The organism is Sphingopyxis sp., from assembly GCF_965279725.1.
Lineage (GTDB): Bacteria > Pseudomonadota > Alphaproteobacteria > Sphingomonadales > Sphingomonadaceae > Sphingopyxis.
Genome location: NZ_CBDIIL010000001.1, coordinates 452,358 through 467,716, shown reverse-complemented (window position 1 = coordinate 467,716; position 15,359 = coordinate 452,358). Strand labels below are relative to the sequence as shown.

Below are 15,359 nucleotides of genomic sequence, written 5' to 3'. Positions count from 1 at the left end.
TTTTTCCTGCGATCGTCGTTCGGTTCAGAACTTCGCGCCAATTCCGATGCCATAGCGGCGCGGTTCGAGCGTGAAGATGTTGGTGAACAGGCCAGACGATTGATCGGTTACATAGAGGCCGGTCGTGGAGTTGCTGTCGAACAGATTCTGGACGAAGCCCCGCACATACCAGCGATCGTCAGTTCCGTTGAGCTGGAGCTGCGCGTTGACCTGAGCATAGCCTTTGATCTTGTTGACGTTGCCGTTGAAGATCGTGCCAAAGCTTTCGCCAGTATAAGCCATGTCGATGCGCGGAACGAGGCTCATGTCGTTCTGGAAGTTGATCTTATATTGCGCGCCCACCGAGAATTTGAGGTTCGGCGCTTGCGGCAGTTCATTGCCTTTGATGTTGACCGGGATACCTGCGGCGAAGATCTGAATACCGTTCGGATCAAAAGCCAGCGCCGTCGGCGTGGGATTACCACTGGCGTTGATCGCCGCCGAAGCCAGGACGCTACAGATACTGAAGGCACCTGTGGACGCAATACCACCGTCAGCCGGGAAGGCTGTCGGGGCTCGCAGGCCGAGCGAAGCGTTAACCGCTGCAACGAACGCGTTGACCCCGGCGGCATTTCCAGCCGTCCCGGATGCCACGGCGCAGTTCGCGGCGTTGCTGATGTCCTTGATGATGACCGCGTCCGAGCGCCCGCCACCAAAGTCACGCGTGTCGGAAAAGAAGGAATCGCCGCTCACTTCGCTCTTCAAATAGCTGAAGCCAATATTGACCAGCATGTTCGGGTCGGGCCGGATGATTGCCTCGACTTCGGCACCCCAGATATTGGCGTTGATATTGTCGTTAACCGCGGTTCGCGACACGATGCGGCTCAGCTGCAGATCTTTGTATTTATAATAGAAAGCTGTCAGGTTGAGCTGGAACGCGCCGTCGCCGAATGTGTTCTTCGACCCGATTTCGAACGCATCGACCTGTTCGGGTCGAAAGCTTTCCTGCACGCCCGTGCTGGCTTGGAGCGGGGGGTTGATGCCGCCCGATTTATAGCCGCGCGAGTAGGAGGCATAGAGAAGATTATCTTCGCTAACTTTGAAGTCGATGACGGCGCGGCCCGTCAGCTTGTTGAAGCCGACCGACCGTTCCTGGAAGGCTTCGCAGCCCGGGCGCGACCCAACGGCCCCCGCGGGAGATGTGGCTGTACACGCCGTGAAGGGGTCGGCATCGAATAGTGCGCCTAACGGGCTGTCAAAAATGCTGCCCGTCTGGCCGTAGGGTACGAGCAGATTGCCGTTGGAACTGAGCAGGATCGAGCGCGCCTGGACGAATTTTTTGTCGTTGTTGTACCTCAGGCCCAAAGACAGTTTAAGCCGGTCGTTGAATTCGAAATATGTCTCACCGAACAAGCCATAGGACTTCAGCGAGAAATCCGAGGTGTTGTTGCGGAAGAAGGACTGACCGAGATGCGATGGCGGCGCACCTGCCGCAAAGGTCGAGAATGACCCGAGGATGCCCGATGCATAATCCAGCCCGAACGCGTTCACATAATAGCTGTTCTCCGTCGTGTTCGACCGTGCATAGATACCGCCGACCAAGAAGTTGAACATTCCGTCGAAGTCGCTGTTAAAGATCAGTTCCGCCGACCAGGCGTCGCTGATCTGGTTCGACCGGTCAAATTGCAGCGATTGGTCGGAACAGATTTTGTTGCCACCAAAGGAGCCGAGGCCGGTCGGATCGGTGTCTGAAGTGCAAAGCTGTCCGTTCGGTCCGTTCGGGATCAGTGCCGCCGCAATCGGAGCAAAATAGGCGGACGAGCCTGGAACGAATGCCGGCGCCGGCGCGGGCAGCCCGGTCGGAATCCCGTTCGCGGCAAAGAACGCCAACGTATTGAGCGCTCCGGCATAAAGCGTGCGATCGCCGACGGCGAGGTTGTAATCGTTGCGCGAATCGACCTTGACCTTCTGGTAGGAACCCGAAAGCTGGGCCGAAATCGGTCCAAAATTGTGCTGGATACGGCCTTCGAATGTCAGTTCGCTGGTGTAATATTCGGGTGTGAAGGCCGTGCTGACGGTGCGCGGATCTTCGGGTACGACCGCTTTGTTATAAAAGTCGGTGCCGTAGAGGCTGCCGAGCGCCAGCGCGGTTGGCAGGCCTTGGATCGCGAATAACTCGCGCGACGCAAAGATCGACGCGAGCGTCGCATTGCCGTTGGTCGGCGAAGCATCGCGGCGGGTGTTGAGGCAACCGAGCACGCCCGTCGGGTCGCGTTGGCAGCGCTGCTTCTGGATGCGCAGGCGATCGTCCTTTTCGCGGAAATAGGATCCCATGAAATCGACGACGGTGTCGGGCGTGGGTTCCCAGCGCAGCGACCCGCGCACGGAATAAAGGTCGCGACCGTCGATGCGCGTGTTGTTGAACAGGTTCTTGGTATAGCCGTCGCGATTGATATAGACGCCGGCAACACGCGCCGCGAACGTCTCGCCCAGCGGGATGTTGACCATTCCCTTGACCTTTATGGCGTCATAATTGCCATATTCGGCGTCGGCTGCCGCTTCGAACGCGCCAAGCTTCGGCTTTGCCGTAATCACGTTTACCACGCCCGACGTCGCGCTGCGCCCGAACAAGGTTCCTTGCGGGCCGCGCAGTACTTCGACGCGTTCCAGGTCGAAAAACTCGGTTTCGAACAGGCGCGTCTGGAAAAGCGGCGATCCGTTCATGTGGATCGCGGTCGCTTGGTCGCAGGATACGCCAACACAAAGGTCGCCGATGCCGCGGATCGTGAAGCTAGATGAGGTGAAGTTCGTCTTGGTGAATGTAATGTTCGGCAGCGTCAGCTGTAGATCGGAACTATTCTCGATCTGCTGAGCTTCCAAGGCCTCAGCAGAAAAGGCGCTGACCGCGATCGGCACGTCCTGCAGTCGTTCCGACTGGCGTTGGGCGGTGACGACGATCTCGCCGCCGAAAGCATCGCGTTCCGTTTCATCCGCCGCTCCTTGCGCAAATGCCGGTGTCGCCACCGCCATTGCAAGGATCGACGTTCCGATCAGTGCCTTGAACTTCATTTATAGCCTCCCTTTTTCGATCCCGCAGGTGCGGGGCCGCCCAAACTCAATTTGTGGTAAGGGGAGGGGATAAGACCAGACATGGCAAAGACTGTCCGACCGAAACGGTTGGAAGCCCGTGAGTATCCCACTTATTGCCAGCTGTGCTGGTCATCGTCCTCTCCCACCGGCGTCGGGGAAAACGCCGGCCTCTCCGGAATACGACCCGCTTCGGCGGGTTCTGTAATGCAACCCAAAGGTGCGCTTAGTTGACGCAAGCGTCAAGCCACTTGTTCGATCCGGAAAGCGACATGAAATGGGGCAGTTGCAAAAATGCAAAACGCCAAGTTTCCGCAACGTAAACTTGCGCGGCAGCCAAGATTGTTGTTGTCCGGCCCTTGTTTATCGATGCATTTGCACCGAGATGTGCGACAAGAATGCAACAGTGAAAGCGGGACGATGAGCGACAGCAAGGTTGAAGTGGGAGCCGACGGCAAAGTGGTCGTTCCGGATCATGTCGCGGACGCGGTGCGGACGCTGATCGAGTGGGCCGGCGACGATCCGGCACGCGAGGGCTTGCTCGACACGCCAAAGCGCGTCGCGCGGGCGTGGAAGGAATATTGCAGTGGCTATGCCGACGACCCGGCGATCCATCTGGCGCGCACCTTTGAAGAAGTCGGCGGCTATGACGAGCTTGTTCTGCTCAAGGACATTCCGTTTCAGTCGCATTGCGAACATCATATGGCGCCGATCACCGGCAAAGCGTCGATCGCCTATATGCCGCGCGACCGCGTCGTCGGCATTTCGAAACTGGCGCGGGTGCTCAACGGCTATGCGCGGCGACTGCAGGTGCAGGAACGGCTGACTGCCGATGTCGCGCGCTGCATCTGGGACAATCTTCACCCGCATGGCGTCGCGGTGGTGATCGATGCGCAGCACGGCTGCATGACCGGGCGCGGCGTGCGCACACCGGGGGTGGGGATGGTGACGAGCCGCCTGCTCGGCTGCTTCCTCGACGACCAGCGCAGCCGCAAGGAAGTGCTCAGCCTCATGGGGTATTAAAGTTCGCCGCCACAGCGAAAGCTGTGGCGGCTTATTGGCGCCGCGTCCCCCGCGCTTCTGAGTGCAGATCGGCGTGGCCTTTAGCCCGCGCAGGGGTCCGCCGTCATGACGACAAAGGTCGTTAAAGAAACCTGCTTTCCCGACCGCGCATCTTGCGAAAAGGCAGCGCAAACCCTCTCGAAGTAGATCTGCAGCGACCCGAAATTCGGGCTGCACGCTGTTGTCAGCCTCGGTTCGCCGCGCAATCCGCCCGAATTGTCGGCGCAACCGAAGGTGCCGCTTGCAGGTCTTGTCCAGTTGCCAGAAGGGGCAACGGGAAACGCGGGGGCGGCTCATTGAAGGAGTAGGGTCATGAGTGCCTTTTCAAAAACCCCGAGACGCTTGTTGCTGCTGGCCATGCTTGCAGGGACCGCGACAGCCACTGTCGCCGCGCAGACGCAGGATACGTCAGCGGCGACGGATGCTGCGCAACCGCAGGAAGCGTCCGATAGCGGCGAAGTCATGACGACCGTGTATGGTACGCTGCCTTCGCCGGAACAGATGACCAAAGGGCCCGAGGTTGAGGGTATCATTGCCGCGCGCAGCGACGGCCGGATACAGGTTCGGACCGCCGACGGTACCAACACGACCATCGCCATCGCCGACTACACGAAGATCAAGTCCAAGGGCGGGTTCCTGGGCCTCAACAGCGACAAGCTGGTTGCCGCATCGCTGCTTAACGGTCTGCCGGTCAAGGTCGATACCCTGCAGTGGGACGGCGGCTTGGTCGCGAGCCAAGTCGATCTCAAGAGCAAAGATTTGCGGACCGCATCAATGATCCAAACCGGTACCGACCAGCGCTTTGCCGAACAGACCGCGGCGACCGACGCGCTGCGCAGCCGCGTCGGCGACATCGATCAATATAATATCAAAGGCACGACGAACGTGAACTTCGACACCGGCAAGGCGGTGTTGACGGCGCAGGCGAAAGCCGATCTTTGCACCGCCGCAAGCTCTGCCGAGGGGATGAACAACGCCCTGTTACTCGTCGTCGGCTATACCGATTCCACGGGGAGCGAGGAAACCAACCAGGTGCTGAGCGAAAAGCGGGCGAGCCGCGTCGTCAACCATCTGCAGCAGGCCTGCGGCTGGAAGCCTTATCGTATGCTGACCCCGACCGGGATGGCCGAAGCCGATCCGGCCGCGGACAACACCACCGCCGAAGGCAAGGCGCAGAACCGCCGCGTTGCGGTGAATATTCTGGTCAGCAAGGCTGCCGACGGAATCTAGGACGCGCGGGGTGGGCGTCGCTCACCCCGCGTTTTCGGCCAGAAAGCGTCACAATCCCAAAGCAAAAGGGCCGCGTTTCCATCTGGAAACGCGGCCCTTTCAAAAGGCATTCGCCGGAAGGCTCTTAAGCTTCTTCGGCTTCGTCGCCAGCGTCTTCGGTCCGTTCCGAAGGCGGGGTCGCGTCTTCGAACTCGTCTTCGCTGTCGGGTTCCAACGCCGTGGCAACAGCCTCGGCCTGTTCTTCCTCGAACATCGCGGCGATGACGTCGATGCCCTGCTTCTGCATCTCGGCTTCATCGGGCGAGCGAGCGACGTTGACGCCGACCGACACGATGACTTCGGGGTGCAGCTTGACCTTGACGTCGACCAGGCCGAGCGACTTGATCGGGCGTTCGAGTTCGACCATCGACTTGCCGAGACCTTCGACGCCATCTTCGATGAGCGCGTCGACGATGTCACGAACCGAAACCGAACCATAAAGCTGGCCGGTGTTCGATGCCTGGCGGATCAGAACGATCTGCTTGCCGTCGATATCCTTGGCGCGAACCTCGGCCTCGCCGCGGCGGTCCGCATTGTCGGCTTCGATCTTGGCGCGGTTCGTTTCGAACAGCTTGCGGTTGGCGTCGTTCGCGCGCAGTGCCTTGTTGTTGGGCAACAGATAGTTGCGGGCAAAGCCGTTCTTGACGTTGACGACATCGCCGATGCCGCCCAGTTTCTCGACGCGTTCGAGCAGAATGATTTCCATCAGACCAGCCCTCCTTACTTCACAATATAGGGGAGCAGGCCGATGTGGCGCGAGCGTTTGATCGCTTTTGCCAGCTCACGCTGCTTTTTGGCGGACACCGCGGTAATCCGCGACGGGACGATCTTGCCACGCTCCGACAGGTAACCCTGGAGCAGACGGACGTCCTTGTAATCGATGACCGGTGCGTCCTTCGCAGTGAAGGGGCAGGTCTTGCGGCGGCGGAAAAAGGGTCGTGCCATGGTATCGTTCCTTATTCTTCGCCGTCGCGGTCACGACCGCCACGGCCGCCCCGACGTTCCTGCTTGCGCATCATGACGGACGGACCTTTTTCGAGTTCGTCGACCTTGATGGTCATCCAGCGAATGATGTCTTCGCTGATCGCAGCCTGACGCTCGATCTCGGCAATGGCTTCGCCTGCGACTTCAGCCGACAACATCACATAATGACCCTTGCGGTTCTTCTGGATCTTGTAGGCGAGCTGCTTCAGGCCCCAGGTTTCGGTCTTGTGGACCTCACCCTTATATTCGGTGATGACGTTGGTGACGGTTTCCGCCAGCGCGTCGACCTGAGCCTGGCTCAGGTCCTGACGCGCGATAAAAACATGCTCGTAGAACGGCATGGTGCGCTTCCTTCGATTTGGCCGATCGCTGGTTTCGCGCCAATCGCGAACCCCCTCCGGCTGTCGTCTCGCCTTGCGAATCGGTGCAAAGCAAACGGGGCGATGGCACACGGCCTCGCCCCGATGCGGCGGCCTATACAGATTCGCGGGCGGAAATCAAGCGCTCGAGGCCAGCTTTTCCAGCAGTTCGCGCCCGAATTCGGTGAGGGTGTCGTCGCGGGCACCTAGGATCAGGATGCGGTCGCCGGACCTTGCCGCATCAAGCATCGCCGCGCCGCAGTTGGCGCGAGTGGTCATATGCACCGCATCGCCGCCGCCGGCGACGATATCGGCGACCAGCGCCTCGCTGCCGATGCTGCGATCGACGGTGCCGCCGAAATAGACGGGATCGCAGACGAACAGCCTGTCATCGGCGCGCATGCCTGCGGCAAAGCTGGCCGCGAGTTCCTTGCCCATTTGACGCAGCGGGCCATAGCCGTGCGGCTGGAAGAACAACAACGCGCGGCCGGGAAGTTCCGCAACGGCAGCGAGGGTCGCGGCGACCTTGTCCGGATTGTGCGCAAAATCGTCGATGACGGTGACGCCGCTTGCCTGACCAAGCACCTCGTAGCGGCGGGCAAGGCCGGCGAAATTGGCCAGCGCGGCAACAGAATCGGCGACGGAAATATTGATCGACCTCGCCGCCGCAATCGCCGCGAGCGCGTTCATCGCATTATGACGACCGGGCATCCGCAACCGAACATCGTGCGTGTTCGCGAGGAAATGGACCTTGAAACGGCACCCGTCGGCGAGCGCTTCAAAATCGCTGCCGCGCAACGCCGCGCCGTCGCCAAACCCGAAACGCAGATTATTGTCGGCATTGAACAGCGCTGCCGATTCAGGATCGTCGGCGTTGATCACCGCAATCCGTGCCTTGGCGACAAAAGCGCCGAACAGCGTGTGCAGCTCTTCCAAGGTCTTGTGATCGAGGCTGATGTTGGTGACGACCGCGACGTCCGGGCGATAGAGCGCGATCGATCCATCGCTTTCGTCAACTTCGCTGACATAGACGGCTTCGTCGCCGATCAACGCGCTGGCAAAGGGCAGGTCGGCATGGGCGAAGTTGCGCATCACCGCGCCGTTCATCACTGTCGGCTTGTGGCCTGTACGATCGAGGATCCAGCCGATCATACCTGTCACGGTCGATTTGCCGCTTGTCCCGCCGACGCCAATTGCCTTGTCGGCGGCGTTGAACAGTGCGGCGTTAAGGTCGGCGCGCGTCATCCGGGCGAGACTGAGCGCCTTGGCGGCGGCGATGTCCGGAACGCTATCCTCTACCGCTGCCGAGGCGACAAGAATCTGGCCCGTTTTTGGCCCGCTGCCGTCCTGCGGGAAAAAGGCAACGCCCTGGCTTTCGAGCCACGCGAATTTCTCGGGCGAACGGCCTTGGTCACGGCTGCGGTCCGATCCCGCAACGCTGGCGCCGCGCGCCGAGACGATCATTGCGAGCGGCAACATGCCCGACCCGCCGATGCCGCAGAAGAAATAGGATTTGTTTTCGGCCATCGCGGCGCGATATGGCTTTGATGAAGGGTTTGCAAATGAGAACAGAACAGGCGCCACCGTTCCCCAATCGTCACCCCGGACTGGATCCGGGGCCTGCCTTGTCTTGAAGAAGAAAAAGGCAGGTCCCGGGTCAAGCCCGGGATGACGGATAAGAAAGACCTTTAATGCGCATCGGAATAGTCGCCCCCTCTACCGCGATCCTGCCCGACGATGCCGAGGCGGTGCGCGCGCTCGCCAGTCTGGGCTATCCCGACGTCGAACTGATCTTCGACCCGCAATGCTTCGCAAAGCATGGCCATTTCGCGGGCGAGGATGGCCATCGTTTCGCGGCGTTGGTCGAGATGGCAAACCGCCCCGACATCGACGCGATCTGGTTTGCTCGCGGCGGTTATGGCGCGTGCCGGATTGCCGAGGATGCGGTTGCCGCGATGACCGATGTCGCGCGGCGCAAGGCGTTCCTCGGCTATTCGGACCAAGGCAATCTGCTCGGCGCGCTCTATCGCGAGGGGTTCGATCATGTCGCGCACGGCCCGATGGTCGCCGACATCCGGCGCGAGGGCGGCGATGCGGCGGTGCTGCGCGCGCTCGACTGGCTGGTCGCGCGCGATCCGGGGGCGTGCGAGCCTGAATTGCAGCATGGCGCGCGGCATGCGGCATTCAACCTGATGACGCTGTCGATGCTGCTCGGAACCCCGCTCGAACCCGATCTGGCGGGGCATGTGCTGCTGGTCGAGGAGGTCAGCGAATATCTTTATGCCTTCGACCGCGCTTTCTTTCATGTCGCGAGCTATCTTGGTCCGCGCGGGCTCGCCGGCCTGCGGCTCGGCCGGGTCGGCGACGTTCGCGAAAACGACCGGCCGTTCGGGATGGAGGCCGAGGAGATCGCGCAGGACTGGTGCGCGCGTTGCAACATTCCGTGGCTCGGCCGCGCCGACATTGGGCATGATGCGGACAACATGGTCGTCCCCTTCGGCTTGCATCGCGCCGGGTGAGGGAATAGGCGCGGCATCTTTCCGTCATCCCAGCGTGAGCTGAGATCGCTGGAGTTAGGACGCAACCGATCCCAGCTTATGCTGGGATGACGACAAGGAATTCATCATGCGCGCATTCATCTTTCCGGGTCAGGGTAGCCAGGCGGTCGGCATGGGCAAGGCGCTCGCCGATGCATCGCCAGTGGCGCGCGAAGTGTTCCAGGAGGTCGACGACGCGCTCGGCCAAAAGCTGTTTCAGCTGATGAGCGAAGGCCCGGAGGACCAGCTGGTCCTTACCGAAAATGCGCAGCCGGCGATCATGGCGAACGCCATCGCGACGCTGCGCGTACTCGAAAAGGAAGGCGGCGTGACGCTGTCTGCCAAGGCCGATTATGTCGCCGGCCACAGCCTAGGCGAATATAGTGCGCTGTGCGCCGCAGGTGCCTTCGACCTCGCGACGACGGCGCGGCTGCTCAAGACGCGCGGGCAGGCGATGCAGGCGGCGGTGCCGGTCGGCATCGGCGCGATGGCGGCGCTGCTCGGCGCCGATATCGCGACCGCACAGAAGCTTGCCGATGCGGCGGCCGAAGGCGAAATCTGCACCGTCGCCAACGATAATGATCCGTCGCAGGTCGTGATCTCGGGTCACAAGGGCGCGGTTGAGCGCGCGGTGGCGCTGGTCAAGGATTATGGGATCAAGCGCGGGCTTCTGCTGCCGGTGTCGGCTCCGTTCCACTGCCCGCTGATGCAGCCCGCCGCCGACGCGATGGCCGAAGCGCTCGGCACAAATCCGCCCGCCGCGCCGCTGGTTCCCGTGATCGCCAACGTCACGGCGAGCCCGGTGAGCGACCCCGACAGCATCCGCGACCTGCTGGTCCAGCAAGTCACCGGTCGCGTCCGCTGGCGCGAAAGCGTCGGCGCGATGGAAGATATCGGCGTCACGCATTTCGTCGAATTCGGCGGCAAGGTGTTGTCGCCGATGGTCAAGCGGAGCGCATCGGGCGAAGTCGAGACGGTCAGCGTCATTTCGATGGATGATATCGAGGCGCTGCTCAAAGCGCTGTAAGTCAGAAATTCAGGAGAATTAGAATGTTCGATCTCACCGGCATGACCGCCCTTGTTACCGGCGCCAGCGGCGGCATCGGTTCGGCCATCGCGCAGGCGCTGGCGGCGCAGGGGGCGCGGCTTGCGGTTTCGGGCTCCAATGCCGACAAGCTGGCCGCGTTTCGCGACACGCTGGGCGGCGATCATGTCGCGCTGCCGTGCAATCTGGGCGATGCTGCCGCGGTCGATGCGCTCGTTCCGGCTGCGCTCGAGGCGCTGGGCGGCAAGCTCGACATCCTCGTCAACAATGCCGGGGTCACGCGCGACAATCTGATCATGCGGATGAAAGACGACGAGTGGCTGGATGTCATCCGCATCAACCTGGAGGCGAATTTCCGCCTTGCGCGCGCTGCCGCCAAGCCGATGATGAAGGCACGCTTCGGCCGCATCATCTCGATCACCAGCGTCGTCGGCGCGACGGGCAATCCTGGGCAGGCCAACTATGCCGCGTCGAAAGCGGGGGTCACCGGCCTGACCAAGGCGCTGGCGCAGGAATTGGCGAGCCGCGGCGTCACCGCCAACTGCGTCGCACCCGGCTTTATCGCGACGGCTATGACCGACGATCTGCCTGATGCGCAGAAGGAAGCGCTCAACCAGCGCATCCCGGCGGGGCGGATGGGCGAGGGCAGCGATATCGCCGCGGCGGTCGTCTATCTGGCGTCGAAAGAGGCCGGATATGTCACTGGTCAGACATTGCATGTTAATGGCGGGATGGCCATGCTGTCCTGAGGGTCGAGTTACGAGGGTGAAGGGATTCGTGCATGGTTAAGGGTTTGTTGGCGGGGGTCGCTCTTGCATTGGCGACGCTGCCGGGTGCCGTGTCGGCGCAGGAAGGCGCCAAGTTCGATTGTGTGACCAACGACACCAGCACGACGTTAAAAGCGTCGATCGGTGCCGCGATGGCAGGGGCCGGCGACGATGCGTCGCGCGATGCGCTGTTCAAGCAGCTGGCGACGATATCTGACGGTTGCGTCGCAAAGCATGGAATTGCGGACGGTCAAAAATCCACCTATTTTGATTATAGCCTGGCGCGTATTTCGCGCGAATGGCTGATCGGCGACATCGCCAAGCTCAACCTGTCGGCGGCGATCGTCGACAAAGCGCTCGATTTCGGTCCCAAAGGGGCGAACCCCGATTTGACCGGCGAGATGAATGACGACCAGATCATGGCGATCGTCCAAGCCTACATCGACAGCGGGGTCGACATCGAAAAGGTCGATAACGCAGCATGGGAAAAAGTCGGCGCTTATGCCGCGGCGACGTCGATCTATTGGAATAAGCGCGCGCAGCTGCCGTTCTGACCAACGCGGAAAACCCCTCCCTTGAAGGGGAGGGGTTTTACCGAAATCAAAAACTCGCGCGCGCGGTAACCCGGATGTCGCGACCCGCGAGTGGCACATAGTCCTTGGTAAAGCTGGCATGGCGCCGCGCATCGACGTCGAAGATGTTATTCGCGGCGAGTGTCAGCGACAGATTTTTAGTGTCGGGCAGTGGGCGCCAGGTCAGCGAAGCGTTGACTAACGTAAAGCCCTTCGTTGGCGTCTCGAACGTCGCAACGCGGTCCTGAGCGTCGGTCCATTCGACCTCGGCGCGCGCATCGATCCGTTCGCCCTGCGCCTCGAGCCCGCCCAATATGCGCAGCGGCGGGATGCGCGGGACATTCTGATCGGTGCCGCTGCTTTTAATTTTCGCGCGCGTCATGTCGGCGGTGACGTCGCCGACGACGTTGAAACCGCCGATCTGGGCGATCGGCGCTGCAGCTTCGAATTCGAAACCCCAGGTGCGCGCCTTGTTCTGCAGGAACTGGAACAGCGGCAGATCGTCCTCGATCAACCCGGTGTCGCTTTCATAGATGAAGCCGTCGAACCAGCTCGCATAGCCGGTCAGTGCCAGTGAATATCCGTCGCGGTTGAACTTAAGCGAGGCTTCGGTGCCCCAGCTCGTTTCCTTGTCGAAATCGGGGTTGCCGCGCTCGAACGTCTGCGTGGCGGCATGCGGACCGTCCGACAGTAGCTCTTCGGCCGAAGGCGCGCGCTCGCTGTGCGAAACCGACACGGCCGCCTTGATGCCATCGGCCAGCGCATAGCTGAATCCGCCGGCGCCCGACAAGGCATTGAACGTCCGGTCGAAACCGGTGCTGCTTGCCTTCACATTGCTCTTTTCATAGCGCAGCGCGCCTTCGAGGGTGACCGGCCCCATTTCCTTTTCCTGCAGCGTGAAGGCGGCCAGGCGGGTGGTTTCGTTGGGCGGCAGAAAGGCTTCGTCGCCGATCGCGGCGAAATCGCGGAAGCTGTACTGCAGGCCGCTTGCGCCGCGCCATCCGCCGCGGTCGTTCTGGGCCAGCTCGGTGCGGAACTCGATGCCCTTGTTGAGGAAGGTCGTGCCGGGGACGCCATCGTCGAACTCGGTATGGGCATAGTCGCCATAGGCGCCGCGGATGCGCAGTTTTTCGAACAAACCGTCGCCCAGCTCGACCTCGCCGCGCAGGTCGACGCGATATTGGCGCGACGAAATTGTCGGCTCTTCGCCCAGATCGGCGCGCGGCGGGATGCCGTAATCGCTTTCGAGATAGCCGAACGACAGGCCAAGCATTCCGCCATCGTTGATGTAGGCGGCGCCGACCCCGGCGCTGGTGCTTGTGCTTGCGCTGTTGGGAATACGGCCGCGGCTGTTCGCGGCGCCGGTCAGACGCGACGCTTCGTCGGTGTCACCGTCCGCGGCGGCATCAGAGGCGAGGCCGAGCAAGCGCTGGCGCAGCGGTTCGGCGTAGATGAGACCGCCTGCGCGGACGTCGTTTGAATCGCGGTAGTTGCCATCGACATGGACGACGAACTGTTGGCCCAGGGGTAAGTCGATCGAGGCGCCCACGCTCTTGTCTTCGGCGGCGCTACCATAGCTGGCGAGCGCGTCGACATGGAGGGGCTCTTCGGGAATGCTGCGCGGGATGCGGCGGTCGAAAACGTTGACGGCGCCGCCGATGGCCTGGCTGCTGAACAGCAGCACCGATGGGCCGCGCAGCACTTCGATGCGTTCGGCGGTCAGCGGATCGATGCTGACACCATGGTCGGCCGAGGTCGACGAAGCGTCGATGGCGCCAAGCCCGTCGACGAGCACGCTCACCCGTTCACCCGAAAAGCCGCGCAGGATCGGGCGCGAGGCGCCGGGCGAAAAGCTGCTTGTCGACACGCCGGGCAGGCGCGTCAGGCTGTCACCGATCTGGCCGCGAATATCCTGCGCCAGCTGCTCACCCTCCATCACCGACACATTGCCGAGGATGTCGAGGCTGCGAACAAAAGGTGCGGTCACAACAATGGGCTGGTCGGTGTGATAATCGTCGTCGCCAGTTTGTGGCGCCGTGTCTTGCGCAAAGGCGGGGGCGGCGAGAAACATCGCGAAGGTGAAACCGGCGGAGCAAAGCAAACGCATATGGGGAAGAGTCCTGTTCTATGACGACCTGGATGGGTCCAGTAATGATATACTGTTACAATGACAACCCCCGAGGCCGGGCGGGCGCGACCGTTCGTCGGATGGCGACGCCCGTTGGTCGACAAAGGCCGATCATGCGCTGAGCAAGCGAAGCTGTCTTGCGAGGCCGGGGGCGGAGCCCTAGATCAAGCGCATGACTATTGCTGCAAACAGCCTCGAACTCATCGGCAACACGCCGCTGGTGCTGCTTAAGGGGCCGAGCGAAGCCACCGGCTGCGAAATCTGGGGCAAGTGCGAATATGCCAACCCCGGCGGATCGGTGAAGGATCGCGCCGCGCTCTATATCGTCCGCGACGCCGAAGCGAACGGCAGCCTGAAACCTGGCGGCACGATTGTGGAGGGGACCGCGGGCAACACCGGCATCGGGCTTGCGCTCGTCGGCAATGCGTTGGGGTACAAGACGATCATTGTCATGCCCGACAACCAGAGCGCCGAGAAAATGGCGACAATCCGGGCGCTCGGCGCCGAACTGGTGCTCGTCCCGCCCGCGCCTTTCGCCAATCCCGGCCATTTCGTCCACACCTCGCGCCGCATCGCCGAGGAAACCGAAAATGCGATCTGGGCCAACCAGTTCGACAATATCGCCAACCGCAAATCGCATGTGTACGGCACCGCCGAGGAAATCTGGGAACAGATGGGCGGCCGTATCGACGGCTTCACCTGCGCCGCAGGCACGGGCGGCACGATCGCGGGAACCGGGCTGGGCCTGAAGGCGCATAACCCCGACATCGTCATCGCGCTGACCGACCCGCATGGTGCGGGGCTGTATAATTATTATCAGTGCGGCGAGTTGAAGGCCGAGGGCAGTAGCGTGGCCGAAGGGATCGGCCAGAACCGCATCACCGCCAATCTCGATGGCGCGCCAATTGACACGCAGTTTCGCATTTCGGACGCCGAAGGCCTGGCGATCGTGCGGCAGTTGCTCGACGAAGAGGGACTGTGTCTGGGCCTGTCGTCGGGCATCAATGTCGCTGGCGCGATGGCGCTTGCGCGGCAATTGGGCCCGGGCACACGTATTGCAACGATCCTGTGCGATAGCGGGTTTCGCTATCTTTCGACACTCTTCAACCCCGAATGGCTGGCGAGCAAGGGCTTGGCGGAGATGCCAAAAGGGACGCTAAAGGGAATGGGGGCATGAGGGACATGCGGATCGACAATAGCGCAGCAGCGAAGGTCCCGACGCCGCCTGCCGCATTGCCCGTTAATGACACGATGCGACGGCTTCAGATCGGCATTGCCGGGGTGCTGACGGTGCTGTTGCTCGTTGGCATGGCGGGGCTGATCGGCGACCGGGCGCGCGAAAATTCGGCCGGCGATCCTGCTGCCACCGCCGAGGTCAAGATGCCGGGCGACGAGCAGGGTAGCGGCGCGCCGCTGGAAGAATTGGGCGTCCAACCGGTATCGCCGTCGGCGAAGGACGAAAATGCCGAGACGACGGTGAAGGTGCCGCAGGCGGCGCCGTCGCCCGCGACCGTACCCGATCTGGAACCCGACCCCGCATTGCAACGGGCGCGCAAATCGACCCCGTGAC

At 61.9% G+C, this 15,359-nt stretch carries 14 protein-coding genes; 8 read left to right on the top strand and 6 right to left on the bottom strand.

All coding sequences use genetic code 11. The features are described 5' to 3' along the window. Window positions 1–24: 24 nt before the first annotated feature. Entirely contained in the window at window positions 25–3,048 is a 3,024-nt protein-coding gene (locus tag ACQY6T_RS02250) for a TonB-dependent receptor (protein ID WP_428627926.1), read from the bottom strand. A gap of 438 nt (window positions 3,049–3,486) precedes the next feature. Here ACQY6T_RS02250 and folE point away from each other — a divergent pair, with 438 nt between their 5' ends. Beyond that, a complete protein-coding gene (gene folE / locus ACQY6T_RS02245; protein WP_428627923.1) occupies window positions 3,487–4,089 on the top strand; it encodes a GTP cyclohydrolase I FolE in 603 nt (200 codons plus the stop codon). A 351-nt stretch (window positions 4,090–4,440) separates the two neighbouring features. Continuing rightward, window positions 4,441–5,358, top strand: coding sequence for an OmpA family protein (locus ACQY6T_RS02240; RefSeq protein ID WP_428627921.1), 918 nt, complete (start codon window positions 4,441–4,443; stop codon window positions 5,356–5,358). Between the two features lie 124 nt (window positions 5,359–5,482). Here the strand turns inward: ACQY6T_RS02240 and rplI are convergent, their stop codons facing one another. From rplI to ACQY6T_RS02220, 4 genes are all read right to left on the bottom strand, one after another. Continuing rightward, window positions 5,483–6,103, bottom strand: a complete 621-nt coding sequence (rplI, locus tag ACQY6T_RS02235; protein ID WP_428627919.1) for a 50S ribosomal protein L9 — start codon at window positions 6,101–6,103, stop codon at window positions 5,483–5,485. 14 nt (window positions 6,104–6,117) lie between these two features. After that, window positions 6,118–6,342 (bottom strand): 30S ribosomal protein S18, encoded by a 225-nt coding sequence (gene rpsR, locus ACQY6T_RS02230; RefSeq protein WP_088440322.1) that lies wholly within the window; start codon window positions 6,340–6,342, stop codon window positions 6,118–6,120. Window positions 6,343–6,353: 11 nt separating this feature from the next. Then, window positions 6,354–6,722, bottom strand: a complete 369-nt coding sequence (rpsF, locus tag ACQY6T_RS02225) for a 30S ribosomal protein S6 (protein ID WP_428628815.1) — start codon at window positions 6,720–6,722, stop codon at window positions 6,354–6,356. A gap of 156 nt (window positions 6,723–6,878) precedes the next feature. Continuing rightward, complete coding sequence (locus ACQY6T_RS02220; protein WP_428627916.1) at window positions 6,879–8,267, bottom strand: Mur ligase family protein; 1,389 nt, start codon at window positions 8,265–8,267, stop codon at window positions 6,879–6,881. A 164-nt stretch (window positions 8,268–8,431) separates the two neighbouring features. Here ACQY6T_RS02220 and ACQY6T_RS02215 point away from each other — a divergent pair, with 164 nt between their 5' ends. The 4 genes from ACQY6T_RS02215 to ACQY6T_RS02200 all read left to right on the top strand — a co-directional run bounded on the left by ACQY6T_RS02215 (window position 8,432) and on the right by ACQY6T_RS02200 (window position 11,643). Beyond that, complete coding sequence (locus ACQY6T_RS02215; RefSeq protein ID WP_428627914.1) at window positions 8,432–9,259, top strand: LD-carboxypeptidase; 828 nt, start codon at window positions 8,432–8,434, stop codon at window positions 9,257–9,259. A gap of 106 nt (window positions 9,260–9,365) precedes the next feature. Next, entirely contained in the window at window positions 9,366–10,304 is a 939-nt protein-coding gene (gene fabD / locus ACQY6T_RS02210) for an ACP S-malonyltransferase (protein ID WP_428627911.1), read from the top strand. Between the two features lie 23 nt (window positions 10,305–10,327). Further along, a complete protein-coding gene (gene fabG / locus ACQY6T_RS02205) occupies window positions 10,328–11,071 on the top strand; it encodes a 3-oxoacyl-[acyl-carrier-protein] reductase (protein ID WP_428627909.1) in 744 nt (247 codons plus the stop codon). Window positions 11,072–11,103: 32 nt separating this feature from the next. Continuing rightward, window positions 11,104–11,643 carry a hypothetical protein gene (locus ACQY6T_RS02200; RefSeq protein ID WP_428627906.1) on the top strand — a complete coding sequence of 180 codons (540 nt, stop codon included), beginning with the start codon at window positions 11,104–11,106 and terminating at the stop codon, window positions 11,641–11,643. Window positions 11,644–11,689: 46 nt separating this feature from the next. Here the strand turns inward: ACQY6T_RS02200 and ACQY6T_RS02195 are convergent, their stop codons facing one another. Continuing rightward, complete coding sequence (locus ACQY6T_RS02195) at window positions 11,690–13,732, bottom strand: TonB-dependent receptor (protein WP_428627904.1); 2,043 nt, start codon at window positions 13,730–13,732, stop codon at window positions 11,690–11,692. A 229-nt stretch (window positions 13,733–13,961) separates the two neighbouring features. Between ACQY6T_RS02195 and ACQY6T_RS02190 the strand changes: the two genes are divergently transcribed. Both ACQY6T_RS02190 and ACQY6T_RS02185 read left to right on the top strand, forming a co-directional pair. Continuing rightward, a complete protein-coding gene (locus ACQY6T_RS02190; RefSeq protein WP_428627901.1) occupies window positions 13,962–14,966 on the top strand; it encodes a cysteine synthase A in 1,005 nt (334 codons plus the stop codon). Next, window positions 14,963–15,358 (top strand): hypothetical protein, encoded by a 396-nt coding sequence (locus ACQY6T_RS02185; RefSeq protein WP_428627898.1) that lies wholly within the window; start codon window positions 14,963–14,965, stop codon window positions 15,356–15,358. The genes ACQY6T_RS02190 and ACQY6T_RS02185 overlap by 4 nt, the downstream gene beginning before the upstream one ends. The last annotated feature ends 1 nt before the right edge of the window (window position 15,359 follow it).